At 64.9% G+C, this 13,245-nt stretch carries 15 protein-coding genes; 5 read left to right on the top strand and 10 right to left on the bottom strand.

The window, feature by feature from the left end:
- The first annotated feature begins 33 nt into the window (after positions 1-33).
- Together ACIBJI_RS13930 and ACIBJI_RS13925 are read left to right on the top strand one after the other, a co-directional pair.
- A complete protein-coding gene (locus ACIBJI_RS13930) occupies positions 34-300 on the top strand; it encodes a hypothetical protein (RefSeq protein ID WP_364349696.1) in 267 nt (88 codons plus the stop codon).
- 53 nt (positions 301-353) lie between these two features.
- On the top strand, positions 354-506 hold the full coding sequence (locus ACIBJI_RS13925; protein WP_364350141.1) for a DUF1059 domain-containing protein: 153 nt from the start codon (positions 354-356) through the stop codon (positions 504-506).
- Positions 507-864: 358 nt separating this feature from the next.
- On the opposite strand, the gene ACIBJI_RS13920 is transcribed toward ACIBJI_RS13925, so the two are convergent.
- The 10 genes from ACIBJI_RS13920 to ACIBJI_RS13875 form a co-directional block, all read right to left on the bottom strand.
- Positions 865-1,470, bottom strand: a complete 606-nt coding sequence (locus tag ACIBJI_RS13920) for a hypothetical protein (RefSeq protein WP_397084370.1) — start codon at positions 1,468-1,470, stop codon at positions 865-867.
- Between the two features lie 47 nt (positions 1,471-1,517).
- Complete coding sequence (locus ACIBJI_RS13915) at positions 1,518-2,474, bottom strand: MlaD family protein (RefSeq protein ID WP_397084368.1); 957 nt, start codon at positions 2,472-2,474, stop codon at positions 1,518-1,520.
- Complete coding sequence (locus ACIBJI_RS13910; RefSeq protein WP_364349687.1) at positions 2,471-3,568, bottom strand: MlaD family protein; 1,098 nt, start codon at positions 3,566-3,568, stop codon at positions 2,471-2,473. Before ACIBJI_RS13910 ends, ACIBJI_RS13915 begins: the two co-directional genes overlap by 4 nt.
- Entirely contained in the window at positions 3,565-4,674 is a 1,110-nt protein-coding gene (locus ACIBJI_RS13905) for an MlaD family protein (protein WP_364349684.1), read from the bottom strand. The genes ACIBJI_RS13910 and ACIBJI_RS13905 overlap by 4 nt, the downstream gene beginning before the upstream one ends.
- A complete protein-coding gene (locus tag ACIBJI_RS13900) occupies positions 4,668-5,702 on the bottom strand; it encodes an MlaD family protein (RefSeq protein WP_397084365.1) in 1,035 nt (344 codons plus the stop codon). The genes ACIBJI_RS13905 and ACIBJI_RS13900 overlap by 7 nt, the downstream gene beginning before the upstream one ends.
- Entirely contained in the window at positions 5,690-6,646 is a 957-nt protein-coding gene (locus ACIBJI_RS13895; RefSeq protein ID WP_364350138.1) for an MlaD family protein, read from the bottom strand. Before ACIBJI_RS13895 ends, ACIBJI_RS13900 begins: the two co-directional genes overlap by 13 nt.
- A gap of 47 nt (positions 6,647-6,693) precedes the next feature.
- Positions 6,694-7,749 (bottom strand): hypothetical protein, encoded by a 1,056-nt coding sequence (locus ACIBJI_RS13890; RefSeq protein WP_364349678.1) that lies wholly within the window; start codon positions 7,747-7,749, stop codon positions 6,694-6,696.
- Positions 7,750-7,753: 4 nt separating this feature from the next.
- Positions 7,754-8,617, bottom strand: a complete 864-nt coding sequence (locus tag ACIBJI_RS13885) for an ABC transporter permease (protein WP_397084363.1) — start codon at positions 8,615-8,617, stop codon at positions 7,754-7,756.
- Positions 8,617-9,474, bottom strand: a complete 858-nt coding sequence (locus tag ACIBJI_RS13880) for an ABC transporter permease (protein ID WP_364349672.1) — start codon at positions 9,472-9,474, stop codon at positions 8,617-8,619. The genes ACIBJI_RS13885 and ACIBJI_RS13880 overlap by 1 nt, the downstream gene beginning before the upstream one ends.
- 509 nt (positions 9,475-9,983) lie before the next feature.
- Positions 9,984-10,625 (bottom strand): TetR/AcrR family transcriptional regulator, encoded by a 642-nt coding sequence (locus tag ACIBJI_RS13875; RefSeq protein ID WP_397084361.1) that lies wholly within the window; start codon positions 10,623-10,625, stop codon positions 9,984-9,986.
- A gap of 88 nt (positions 10,626-10,713) precedes the next feature.
- Here ACIBJI_RS13875 and ACIBJI_RS13870 point away from each other — a divergent pair, with 88 nt between their 5' ends.
- The 3 genes from ACIBJI_RS13870 to ACIBJI_RS13860 all read left to right on the top strand — a co-directional run bounded on the left by ACIBJI_RS13870 (position 10,714) and on the right by ACIBJI_RS13860 (position 13,207).
- Entirely contained in the window at positions 10,714-11,427 is a 714-nt protein-coding gene (locus ACIBJI_RS13870; protein WP_397084359.1) for an SDR family oxidoreductase, read from the top strand.
- 80 nt (positions 11,428-11,507) lie between these two features.
- The gene (locus tag ACIBJI_RS13865; RefSeq protein WP_396954899.1) at positions 11,508-12,320 is read left to right on the top strand and encodes an oxidoreductase; all 813 of its coding nucleotides are present in this window, start codon (positions 11,508-11,510) and stop codon (positions 12,318-12,320) included.
- A 32-nt stretch (positions 12,321-12,352) separates the two neighbouring features.
- Positions 12,353-13,207, top strand: a complete 855-nt coding sequence (locus ACIBJI_RS13860; RefSeq protein WP_397084357.1) for an alpha/beta hydrolase — start codon at positions 12,353-12,355, stop codon at positions 13,205-13,207.
- Positions 13,208-13,245: the final 38 nt, after the last annotated feature.

Here is a 13,245-nt window from a genome sequence, read left to right as displayed (position 1 = left end):
GCTGCACAGCATGCCGGACTATCATTCGGACACATGTCCGAACTATTGTCTGCCACCAGTCAGCTGCTCGACAACTCCGAGACAGATCGGGCCGAGATACTCGACCGACTACGCGATTCGGGTGAGATACAGCGCAGAATCCGGGCCGCGCTGGGGCCGCGTGCCGACCCCGCGATCATCCAGAACCTGGAGGCGATCTACACCGCCGCCCTGTTCGACGCCGCAACCGGATATGCCGCCGATTCCTGCGGCGACCGCTCACCCGAACAACTCGTGCAGCGCATACTCGACCGTCGCTGACCTGCCAGGCGTCGACCTGCACGACAACCCCGAGCACGTCGAACAAGGGGATGATGATGAAGAAGACCCGCCTCAGCTGCCCGTGCGGTGAGTACGTCCGCGGCACGGACGAGGACGACCTTGTCGAGAAGACACAAGCCCACCTGGCCGAGAAACACCCCGAGCACGAGTACACCCGCGACGAAATCCTCTTCATCGCATACTGATTCGAACCGATCACGGCGCACACCGCAGGACACCATCGGCACCGGGACCGTACGAGGTTCCAGGTGGCGCGTCACCGCACCGAACCCCTGCCCGTCGTCCATGCTGCTGATGTGGTCCAGCGATCCCGCGGTGAGCCGCAGCGAACCAAATCGGGAACCCGCCGCGCTGGCTGAATCTTCCGCCTTCGACAGGAGCGGACTCGAACAGGCGCTGCAGGCGCTATCGCCGCATCATGTTCGAGCGGTCGCCTAGCTGGCTCGTGGCTGCGCCCAGCAGTGGTTCGCCTCCGCCGAGATACTCGAACATGCAGCGCCGGGCTGCGAGTGCGCAGCATTACGAATCACCCGGCGCCGACCGCTATTTCGACGGCAACGCGTTCTGCAGCCCCCCGACGTCGGTGACCTTCCAACCCGAATTGCGGTCGATGGTCAGCGAATACGTGACGGTGGTCTGGGCCCCGTCCGGCGTCTGCGCACTGCTGGAGGTCACATTGAGGTAGGCGTTGACCTTGTATATCCCGCCGGACTCGGAAGTCACGGTCGCGGACAGCGGTGACGCTTTCGATGTCCACTGCAGTGGCAGCAGGATCTGCTCGAGCTGCGGGGCCGTGGCGTCGAACTTGGCCGAGAGCTGAGGGGTCGTACCGGCCTGGAGACGGCCCAGCCAGCCCTTGACGTCGTGATAATCGATCGTCGACGCGCCCAGCGAGTAATCCATCGCGACCTGTTCGGCATGCCGGTCATCGGCGGCTTTCGCATCGCGGTCCGCAATGGTGGATCTCGCCGACCAGTAGAGCGCCGCGAATGTCACTGCGGCGGTAGTGAGAACGCAGATCGCAGCTGTGACCAGTACCGTCGACAGTCGAATCGATACGGTGCGCGGCTGCTTACCCCGCTCACCGGAAACCTCTGATTCGCTTGTGGGTTCGGTTCGGGCGGTGTCTTCGTCGTTGATTGTGCTCATGTTCGGTGTCCTTCCGCCGATTCGGCGATGTCCGGCAGTCACTCCGGCTACCTGACGCCGACTCGGAAATACACTGCGCCGTCGTCTCCTACGCCGTGTAGCGCTTGGTCGATCAACGCACTGATATCGATGGCGGGCGCTCGGCGCACCGCATCCTTCACAACCGGTTCCAAGGCCGGTCCCAGCGGGGCGATACCGGGACCGATCTTATTCACCAGTACCGTCAAGTTGCCGAGAAACGGGACGAGGCCGTCGCCTGTGAAATAGTCGGCCACCGGCCGGCTTTCGGAAAGCGCGGCTCCCGACTCCACAATCTGGTTCAGCGTGACGCCGAACGCACCGAATTTCGGACCGGCGTCGGCGAGTGAGGGCCCGAGCCAGTCCATGTTGCCGCCCAATGCCTGCACGTCGGCGAACAGCTGGCGGATGGATGCCTTGCGACTCAGGAGGGCAGCCGCGAGCAGATCGGTCGACCGTTGCAATGTCTGCATCGCGGTATCCGTTCCCGCCAGTGCACGGTTGAAGGTATCGACCAAGCGCGCGACGGACTCGGGATGAATCTGCTTCAGCAGTTCGACCACCCTGGCGGACAGTGCCGTGATCGTCGTCGGCGTCCTGACTCGATCCGCCGCGATGACCTGCCCGTTCTCGAGATACGGTCCCACGCCGGTCTGCGGCGCGAACTCGATGTACGGCTCGCCGAGGGCAGACAACTGCTCGATGCGGACGTCGCTGGAAACGGGGATGCGGTAGCGGTTGTCGATTCGCAACCGCACGAGTACGCCGGTGGCCTGTTTGCTCACCGACTCGGTGCGGCCGACTTGAATACCCGCCAAGAGAACCGGAGCGTTCGGACCGAGCCCACCCGAGTTGTCCATTCGCATGTCGGCGGTGATGTAGGTCCGCCTGGGGTCCAGATGCAGAACGCCGACCGTCATGTAGCCGACGCCGAGGACCAGTACCGCGGCGATCGCCGAGAGCGACACCGTCGCACGAAGATTCATCTGACCGCGCCGATCATCCGGAGGGCGTCGACGATGCGGCTGGTCTGTTCATCGGGAGACATCGTGGCGGCTCCCGCCGAGGGGGTGAGCGTGACATCGACCATGTTGACCTTCGGACCTCGTTCGACAAATGGAATGATCTTGTTTTGAATGAGATCGACGAGCTGCTTCATGTTCGACGGCGAGCCGGTATCGAGCGGGTGGCTACCGAAGAGCATGGGCACCACTGCCCGCGTGGTGCCGTCGAGCGATTGCAACAAGGGAGCGAGCCATTTGGCAGCGGGGGCGAGCGGGCCGAGCGACGTCAGCACGAAGATGACACCGATCTGGGCGTTCACCGCGTCGGTAGTGTGTTGGACTCCGTAGGGGGTGAGCAGGTCATCGAAGATCGGCGCGTTCTTCTGCAGACCGTCGTCCACCGTGGCCTGCAGGCCGTCGAGCAGGGCGTCGACCGAGTTCAGATGTTCGCCCAGATCGGACAGATCCGAACCCAGTACGCCGGCGATCCGAGCCGTGTCGGTCGGATCCCTGGGCATCACCGCGTTCATCTTGCGGACGATGCTCTGGAAATCCGAAACCGCTCCGCTGCCGACGAACGTGGACAGTCCGGCCAGGATGTCTTCGATCGACGGTGATTGTGCGGTATCCGAAAGCGGGATCGTCGCGCCCGGTTCCAACTCGCCCGAGCCGGCTTTCGCCGGTTCGGTGAGAGCGATGTGCACATCTCCCAGCGGAGTCTCCTGACGCAGTTCCGCCGTGGTGCCCACCGGCAGTCGCACCGACTTCCGAATAACGATGTCGGCGATCGCGTATCCCCGGCGCGCGACTCCACCGGGGGCGGCGGCGACCGGGTCGACGAGAGTGACCCGGGTCAGCTGCCCCACCCGGACACCGTCGGCGATGACCTTGGCGCCCTGCGGAAGATTGAGCACATTGCCGAACTCGATCCGCAGAGGGTAGGTGGGCCCGCCTACGCCGGCCCCGGGCACGGGCAGATCGGCCGGCTGCAAGTCGCATCCGGTGGCGGTGAAAACCATAGCGACGCAGGCGATTGCGTGCATGCCGATGCGGCGTGTCCGATGGCCTGTTCTCATCGCGCGCTCGCCGCCGCCAGGAGCACGGACAGGGCAGGCACCGTCACCGCACCGCCGTCGGACCTCTGGCACTGCTGCCCGGTGATCGTTTGCACGGCTGCGCAGATCCGTTCGGTATCTTGTTGGGCGAGTGCGAGTTTCGGCGGCAGGTAACCTATTGTCAGCTTGCCCGAGACCGGATCGATCGCGGTCGCGAATCCGGTTGCCACGGCCGGTGCCATCCGAATGACCTCTGAGAGCGACCCGACCCCGGACGCGATCATGTGAGATAGATCGGGGATCGCATCGAGCGCCCGCAAAGCGGGTGACCCGAACATCATGATGGCGTCGTTGCCCTGCGGCAGCAGCTCGGCCAGCGCGGCGACGAGTTCGATGATGGGCGGAAACGCGATGGTGACGATGTCTCCGAAGGTTTGGGGTAGCCCGGTCACGGTCGTCTGCACCTGCGGCCATCCCCCGCGGGCCCGATGCGCGAGTTCGGCGAGTGCGTCCAGCAGCTTCCCGATATGGCCGATGGCGGCGTCGGGCGCGGTGAGCGCCTTGGACAGCTGCAGGAGGATGCCGTTGATCTGGTCACCGGATCCGGCCGTAGCGTCGTCGAGCGCATCCAACCCGTCAGCGAGCGCGGTGCGCTGCGCGGGATCTCCGGAGCCGTTCAGCCGATCGACAAGGCCGGTCAGCGCCTCGAAAGTCTGCGAAAGACTCTTGGGCGTCAGGGTTTTGGTGATGCATCGGTCGGCTTCCCAGCCCGGGCCGGCCGGTTCGGCGCCGATGAGAGCCAGTTTCCGATCGGCGACCAAAGTATCGCTCACGGTTACGGCGCCCACGTCCGGCGGAAGCTTGCGGTCGGCCCGGACCGTGAATTGCACACGGGCCGAGGTGCCATCCGGCTGGATCTCGGTGACCCGGCCGACCGGCACACCCATGATCGTGACCGCGCTGCCCTTGTACAGCCCGATACTGTCGGGCATTTCGGCGCAATATCCGCGCATCTGCGGGCTCGGCTTGCTCAGCTTCAGCCCGATCGCGGCGGCCAGTACGAGCGTGATGACCACGGCGGCCGACATCAGCCCTCTGGATCCGAGAATTCGCTTCACTTTCAGCATCCCCCTCCGGGAACGGGCACGCATACCGCCGGCAGCGGGATCGTGACGGCGGCCTGGTCGACGGTCACCCCGCCACCGGCCGACATGAGCGGAAGCAGGCGCTGTTCCAAGCCGCGCAGAGAATCGACGAGCGCGCCGAGGCGGCCGCCGAGCTCTTGCAGCTTCGGGATCGCATCAGCGAGCGGCTGGGCTCGCTGTTTCAACGACTCATCCCACGCACGTCCCAGCGGTGTCAGATCGTGCAGGACCGCCGCTAGATCGTTCAGGGCCTGGGCGACCTGCACCTTATTGTTCTGGACAATCGTTTCGAGGGTGCCCAGCGTCGTCAGCAGTTTCGCCAGCACATCGGAGTTCTCGTTCAGTGCCGTCAGATACTCGTCGGCGATGGACAAGGTGCGGGAGATGTCCGCGTTCTGCTTGTCCAGCATTCCGACCAGGTCACCGGCCGCCTGTACGGCTACGCGAAGGGAAGCCGGGCTGTTGCCGACCGATTGCGCAACTGCGGCCAGATCCTTCCGCAACATGTCTCCGTCGATCTCCTGGACCGGTTGAACGGCATCCTGGAACGCCTGAGTAAGGTTGTACGGGAGCATGACTCGCTCCTGCGGTATCACCCCAGCCCCTAGCGGTTTCGTTCCCGCGGACTCGACTGCCACGTAGTTGCCACCCACCACGGTCAGCATGCGGATGTCGAGGGTGGTCTGATCTCCGATGAATGCCTGTTTCGCGACGGTGAATTCCATCCGGACCCGATCCGACAGCAGGGTCAGCGATTTCACTTTTCCGACCGGAATCCCGGCGATGCGGACGTCATCACCGGACCGGACGGCTCCGGCCTGCGCCAGGTCCGCCGAATACGTTCGTTCCGGGGAAGTTCCGGTCACGTAGACCGTCCCGATGGCGATGATCAGCAACACCGCGGCGCCTATCCCTGCGAGCCCCCACCGAAGATCGTTGGCAGGCAAGCGTTCCGCGGCGCGTTCTCTGCGGCGATCGGCGAATCGCCGCCGGAGTGTCACTTGTGACATAGGACGATCCTCTGTCCGGCGATCAGCATTCGAAGGGGCTCGGGTGCGGCTGCGGCGCCGTGCGAGCAGGTGAGTTCGGCCCCCGGCCCGGTTTGCGGAACGGCTGCCGTCATCTCCTGGATCAGGCCGGGCAGGCGGTCGAAGACGTTCACGGCCTCCTGCGGGTCGGGAAACGCCTGCTTCAGCACGGCGTCCAGATCCCGGTCCCGGTCACCGGTGACGCCCAGCACGGTCAGCATGCTCCGAAGTGGTTGCAGCACAGGCGGAATCTCGATCGAGAAGCTGACGAGTCCGGGCAACTGATCGCTGATGGTGATGAACAGATCGGTCAGATTCGTCAGCAGCTTCATGGCGTTGCCGGACTTGCCGCCGAGGTGATCGGAGATCTGGGAGAGATTGCCCACCAGCGTCGACAGCACCGCCTGGCGATCGGAGGCGTAACGGCTCAATTTCTCGATGGCGCCCAGCGCCGGCCCCAGCCCGGTGCCGTCGCCCTGGATGACCGCCAGCATGCTGGTGGCGAACTGATTGAGATCATCAGGCGACAGCTGCGCCAGGACCGGTTGCAGGCCCTTGAACAAGGTCGTGATGTCGAAAGGCGGCACCGTCTCGGACGTGCCGAAGACCGTTTTCGAGTCGCGCCGCGCGCCCGGCTGGTCGGGCTGCTGGATCTCGAGATACCGGAACCCGGTGAGGTTCTGGTATCGGATCGCGACCTTGCTGTTGGCGAACAGCGGATGGTCGCGGGTGACGGTGAAGCGTACCCGCGCGAACGTGCCGTCCAGACTGACGTCTCGCACCTTGCCGACCTGTACCCCGTACAGGCGCACGTCATCACCGAGGCGCAATCCGTTCGCGTCTGTGAACATCGCTGTGTGGGTATCGGTTTCGCCGCTTACGGGGCGCTCGACCAAGCGGAACACACCCGCCAGCACCACACCCATCAGGAGTATCGCGACGGCGACGCGCAGCAGCAGGGAACGCGTGGTCATCAGCGCTCCCCCGTGGCGGGACGCTGCGCCAGCATGGCCGACAGCGGTGCGGCCAGGCCGGGCACCACATCCAATTCGACCGCGGCGTCGAGCACCGGCCCCTCAGGTGTGTCGTGAAATGCCGCGCCGACACGCGCGAGCAGTTCGCTCAACTGCTGCGCGGACCGGTCCGGTGTGCTCACCGACGCGGACAGTTGGTCGAGAATCGTTGTGCCGATGGGCAACAGCCCGGAAAAGTACTGTCGCGAGGTACCGAGCAAGGTCGTCGCGGTCGGCAGCAGGTCCGTCCGGACCCTGGTGAACATCTCGCTGAATCGCGCGAGGCGCTCCGGAGACTCCAGATACTTGTTTGTGTAGGTCGCCTCCAGCACGGCCAATCCACCCGTCAACATCGGCGGGAGTCCGACCAGCGCCGAACCGAACCGATCGAACAGCAGAGACGGCGGCAGCTGCTGGGTCTCGGCGAACGAACGTGCGGTCACGCCGATGGCCTGCAACAGCGGAGTGAACGCATTGAGGTCCCGTGACACCTTGCTCAGCAACTCGACGAGTTCAGGCGTGAGCACGTCGCCGGTGAGCCTGCCCGTCGACTTCAGCAGGGCCGCGAGCGTGGCATCCCGGACCCGATCGGTGTCGCGGGTCAGATCGACCGTCGATCTGTTGGCCAGCGCCGCGCCACCCTGGTTGGCGTGCAGTTCGATGGCACTGATTCCGAACAGATTTCCCGGCGCATAGTCGACGGTTACCGCATCGGTGAGGCCGAAGAGCTGGGATCCGTTCAGGCTCAGTTCGATTCGCTGTCGACCGGGCGCGGCGGAGTCGATAGTGGCGACCGCTCCGACGCGCACGCCGTCGAGTCGCACATCCGTCCCCGGCCCGACGCCCTCGCCTACCCGGCCGACCAGCAGCGCGACGTGAATCTCGTCCGCGGGCTCGACGTCCGGCCACACCCGCCAGCCGATGGCGGTCAGGACTGTCAGCAGAATGGCGCAGGCACCGAGTATGCGGGCGCGGCGGGGCCCGACTTCCGTTCCGGGCAGAGCATAAGCAGGCATAACCTCACCCGGTGAAGGAGATGGGAGACTGGAATCCCCACAGCACGATGGTGGCGACCATGTCGAGGGCGATGATCGACACCAGGCTGGCCCGGATGGCGCGCCCCGAGCCGATGCCGACCCCCTCGGGCCCACCTGTGGCGAAAAACCCCTGGTAGCAATGGATCAGCACGACGGCGACCGCGAACACCATCACCTTGATGGTCGCGGCGATCACGTCCCAGCCCACCACGAACTGATCGAAATAATGGTTGTAGGTTCCCGACGGCGTGCCGTGGATGGTGGTCACGATCAATTCGCACGAGAAATAGCTGAGTATCAGCGCGACGACGAATGCCGGTGCGACAGCGACGATTCCGGCGATGACCCGGGTCGTCACCACGAACGGCACCGATCGGATGCCGAGCGACTCGAGTGCGTCGATCTCCTCGGAGATCCGCATGGACCCGATTTCCGCTGTCATCCGGCATCCGGCTTGCGCCGCGAACCCGACGCCCGCGGCAATCGGTGCCAGTTCACGCGTGACGCCGAATGCCGAGATGAGACCACTGAGCTGACCGAGCGACAACAGATTCAGGGCGCTGAATGCCTCGATACCGATGGACGCGCCCATCGCGGCGCCCAGCAACAGCATGAGGGGGACCACCCCGCCACCGATGATGACCGAGCCGCGCCCCCATGTCATATCCGTGATGACCGCAACCGTCTGGCGCCGGTAGTGCACCAGCGTGTAGCGCAGCGACGACAGCACCTGCCAGCCGAATCCGATCACGAACCCGATCGACTCGACCGGGCGCAGCGGATCAACCCGGCGCTGCAACCAGCCCACCCACCGCAGCCCGGCGGGGAAGTACGGGGTCGGCGTCATCACGCCATCCTTACCGGGAAGAACATGGTGACCACCTGAGTGATCGCGGCGTTGAGCACGGCGACCGCCGCAACGGACATCACCACCGCGGCGTTGACGCCGTCCGCGACACCACGCGGTCCCCCCTTGGCCTCCAGACCCCGCTGGCACGCGATGACCACCACCAGGAAACCGAAGATCAACGCCTTGACCAGCGAAACCCAGATATCGAGGGGCGTTGTGAAGGAACCGAACGACTGCCAGTAGCTGCCCGGCGTGACGCCGAGCGCGGATACCGCGACAACAAAGCCCGACGCGATTCCGATGAAGATGATCAGGATATTGAGCAGCGGAGCGACCAGCATCATCGCCACGATGCGGGGAACAACCAAGCGCTGTATCGGATCCACCCCCATGACACGCATGGCGTCGACCTCCTCGCGAATGGTCCGCGCCCCGAGGTCGGCCGCGATGGCGGCAGCGCCCGCACCACCGAGCAGCATCGCGGTGGCCATCGGAGCCCCCTGCTTGATCACCCCGAGTCCACCGGCCGCTCCGATCATCGAGTCGGCGCCGAGCTGAGACACGATATTGCCGACCTGCGCGGAAACGATGACCCCGAACGGAATCGCCATCAGCACGCTCGGCAACGCGGTGACCCTGATCAAAAACCATGCCTGCGTGAGGGTTTCGTGCACCTGGAAGCGCAGGCGCACCGCGTCCGCCACTCCGATGCGGACCGCACCGACGCCGATGCGCAATGCGCGACCGAGCGTGGCCAGGCTCGACAGGACGGTATCGGCGAAATTCCGACGGAGAACTCCCGCCGCCGTCATCTCATCGACATCCGCTCGAAAGGACAGATCTGCCGCCGACATCGAACCTCCTTGTCCGGCCGAGCAATCCCCCGCGAGGGTGTGAACTGGACGTCGGGCACCGGTACCCCCTAGTCCCACGCGGCCGCGCGAACCAACTCAATCTCTGCGCGGTGACGCTACCATATGAAATGGACCACATTCCAGACACTATTCCGGAATAGTGCTCGTTCACTTGTCGCGGTGCGCGGCGCCACAGCGCCCGAGGTGAGAGCGGCCCTGGATGACCTACAGCTCCCGTGCCCGATCCCAGTTGCTGGTCGTTTCGCCGCAGCGAATGCTCATGAGACCGCACCGCGATCGCGTCGGCGTGCGCGGACGCTGCACTGAGGAGCGGAAGGTGTGAGAATGACGGTGACACAGGACAATTGGTCAGCGTCGGTCACTCCGGCCAGGCCGTCGCAGATAATGGCGCGCGCGTTGCATGTCCGCCAGCGATGCCGAGCGCCTGCGCGACTACCAACACCAGGCTGACCCAAGCAGCACCGAGGTCGCCGGTGCGGGTGTCAGTCCTACGCGCCCGCGTTGGAGCCTGTCGCATTCTGGGCGAAACCGTTGGACGGCAGGGAATTACCAACACCGGCAGCGTCGAGGAGTGTGGTGGCGGTGGCTACGGCGAGACCGTCGAGGTCGTGGGCTTGGACAACCGATCGGGCGCTGGCCCCGTCGAAAACGAGGGTCAGTTGCCGGCCGAGCAGGACGGGGTCGGGTGCGCCGCCGCGCTCGGCCTCGTATTGGAAGAACGAGGTCAGACCATCCTTGTGTCGGCGAGCGACCAGACTGGCCGGATGCTCGGGTGACTTGAGTTGGACCGCCGCCGCGACATAGGGGCAGCCGCGAAAATCTTGCGCCGGTTCCAGGTATTCCAACCGTTCGAAAACGTGCAGGATCCGCTCGCGCGGCGACCCGACATCGTCGGTCGGCAGCAGGGCGGCCCGATAATCAGGCGCGATCCGTTCCAGGCTCGCGGCCACCAGCTCGTCTTTGCTGTTGAACAGCTGGTACATCGAGCGCTTGGACACTCCGGCCGCTTTGCACAGCGCGTCGACACCGATGTGGACGCCCTGTTCGTAGAACAGCTGTCCGGCGGCGTCGAGCAACCGGTCGCGGGTGGAGGTGGAACCGGAGGCTACCGGCGGTATCGGGTCGGTCATAAAACTCAGATTAGCCTTCCTCTTGCATTTTGGAAACCGATCTGTTTATCTTGAGGAAACAGATCGGTTTCCAAAGGGAGTTCAGTCCATGACCAGCATCAAAGATTCGGTAGCACTCGTCACCGGCGGCAGCCGCGGCATCGGCAAGGCACTGGTGGAACAGCTCCACGCACGCGGCGCCGCCAAGGTCTACGCCACCGCCCGCGACCCGCGGACCATCACCCATCCGGATGCGATCCCTCTCGCGTTGGAACTCACCGATCCGGATGCCGCCGCGGCGCTGGCCGAGCACGCATCCGACGTGACGATCCTGATCAACAATGCCGGGACCGCGCTCGGCACGTCATTCCTCGACTCACCGATCACCGATATCCGCCGCGAGTTCGACATCAACTTCTTCGGAGCGCTGCACGTCACCCGCGCCCTGGCCCCGATTCTGGAAAGCAACGGCGGCGGCCACATCCTGACCATTCACTCGGCGTTGTCCTGGATCGCAGTCCCGGGCACCGATGCTTACGGCGCGGCCAAGGCGGCACTGTGGTCGCAGACCAACGCGCTGCGCCTCGCCCTGCGGCCGCGCGGTATCGGCGTCACCGGACTGCATGTCGGCTACGTCGACACCGATCTGAGCGCGGGGGTCGACGCCCCCAAGACCTCCCCGTACAGCGTCGCGACCCAAGCCCTCGACGGCATCGAAACCGACGCCCTCGAAGTCATCGCCGACGACCTGACACGACAGGTCAAGGCCGGGCTCGCCGCAGACCCGGCGATCCTCTACCCCCAAGTCATCGCGACCAGCTAGTCGGCTCGGATGCCCGCCATCTCCGGTGGCACACGAATCTCGTTACAGCACACCGAAACCACCACTATTAGGAGCTCACAATGATCACATCACGCCCTGTAGCCCTGGTCACCGGCGCATCCTCCGGTATCGGAAAATCGGCCGCCCTTGCCCTGGTCGAGGCGGGATTCCAGGTAATCGGAACCGGCCGCAACACCAGCGCGTTGACCCCGCCCGATGGGGTGACCTTCCTCGACCTCGACGTCACCAGTGACGAATCGGTCGCCACTCTCGTCGCGAAGGTGATCGCGCAGTTCGGCCGGATCGACATCCTGGTCAACAATGCGGGCATCGGCTCGGCCGGCGCAGCCGAGGAAAGCTCGGTGGAACAGGCCCGAAATGTCTTCGATATCAACGTCTTCGGCGTCATCCGCATGACCAACGCGGTCCTGCCGCACCTGCGCGCCCAAGGCAGCGGACGCATCGTCAACATCTCCTCCATCGTCGGGTTCATGCCGCAGCCCTATATGGCCGTCTACGCCGCCTCCAAGCACGCGATCGAGGGCTACACCGAATCACTCGACCACGAGATTCGCGAATACGGCGTCCGGGCCCTGCTCATCGAACCCGCTTGGACCAGCACCGCTTTCGACGCCAACAGTGTGCTACCCGACCAGCCCTTGGACGTCTATGCCACGCACCGACTGGTCTTCGAGGAATACATGGCCGAGGCGGTCAAGGCGGGCGACGATCCCGCCCTTGTCGCCAAGGCGATCGTCGCCGCGGCCACCGACACGAAGCCGAAGCTGCGCTACCCCGTCGGCCAGACCGCTCGGGTCAGCACGATGCGCCGCCTCGTGCCCGCCCGCATGTTCGACCAACAGCTCCGCAAGCTCAACCGGCTCCCCGCCTGACTCCCCCACCACAACAGAAAGCGACGCTCGCCATGAGCACCTATCTGTCAGACACCGCCGAGAATCGGACCGTAGACGCTGCGTCCGCGCGGTTCATTTATCGGCGGATCGGCCCACGCGGTGGCACCCCGCTGATCCTGCTGAACCGCGTCCGCGCAACCATCGACTGGTGGGACCCGCAGCTACTGGACCTCCTGGCCGCCGACCACGACGTGATCGTGTTCGACGACATCGGCGTCGGCTACACCACCGGTGAACCCCGCGACTCTGTCGACGGATTCGCCGACGGTGCAATCGAATTCATCGAAGCACTCGGGCTGACCCAGGTCGATCTGCTCGGCTGGACCCTCGGCGGCACCGTCGCCCAGCGGGTGGCGCTGTGGCGGCCCGACCTGGTCCGCAAGCTGGTGCTGGCGGCAAGCAATCCCGGCGGTCAGGTGCCCGGCGCACCTGCTCCGAACCAGAATGTGCTGGCCACCATGACCAAACCGGAGGTCACCGGCGACGACTTGGTGTACCTGTTCTTCCCCGAGACCGACACGGGCCGCGCCGCCGGACACGAATACCTCGCCAGGGTCGCCACCCGGTTGACCACCGGCGGGCCCGCTGTGTCCGAGGCAGCGGGCAAGGGCCAGATCACCGCGATCGGAAAAAACATGTCGATCCCGCTCGAGCAGGTGGTTACCGACCTGCAACGCCTCGACCAGCCAGTCCTGTACGCCACCGGCCTACGCGACATCATGACACCGGCCGTGGTGTCCTACACCGCCGCCGAACACACCCGCAACGCCACTCTGCTCGGATACAGCGACGCCGGTCATGCCTTCCTGTTCCAGCACGCCGAATCCTTCGCTATCCAGGTAGCCAACTTCCTCGATTCTCAATGATGATGTCAAGCCTTCAAGATCAGTTTGGGCGTCTGGTG

Source organism: Nocardia sp. NPDC050408 (assembly GCF_044458905.1).
Lineage (GTDB): Bacteria > Actinomycetota > Actinomycetes > Mycobacteriales > Mycobacteriaceae > Nocardia.
The sequence above is the reverse complement of the archived record's forward strand: the minus strand, read 5'-3'. Positions and strand labels throughout refer to the sequence as shown.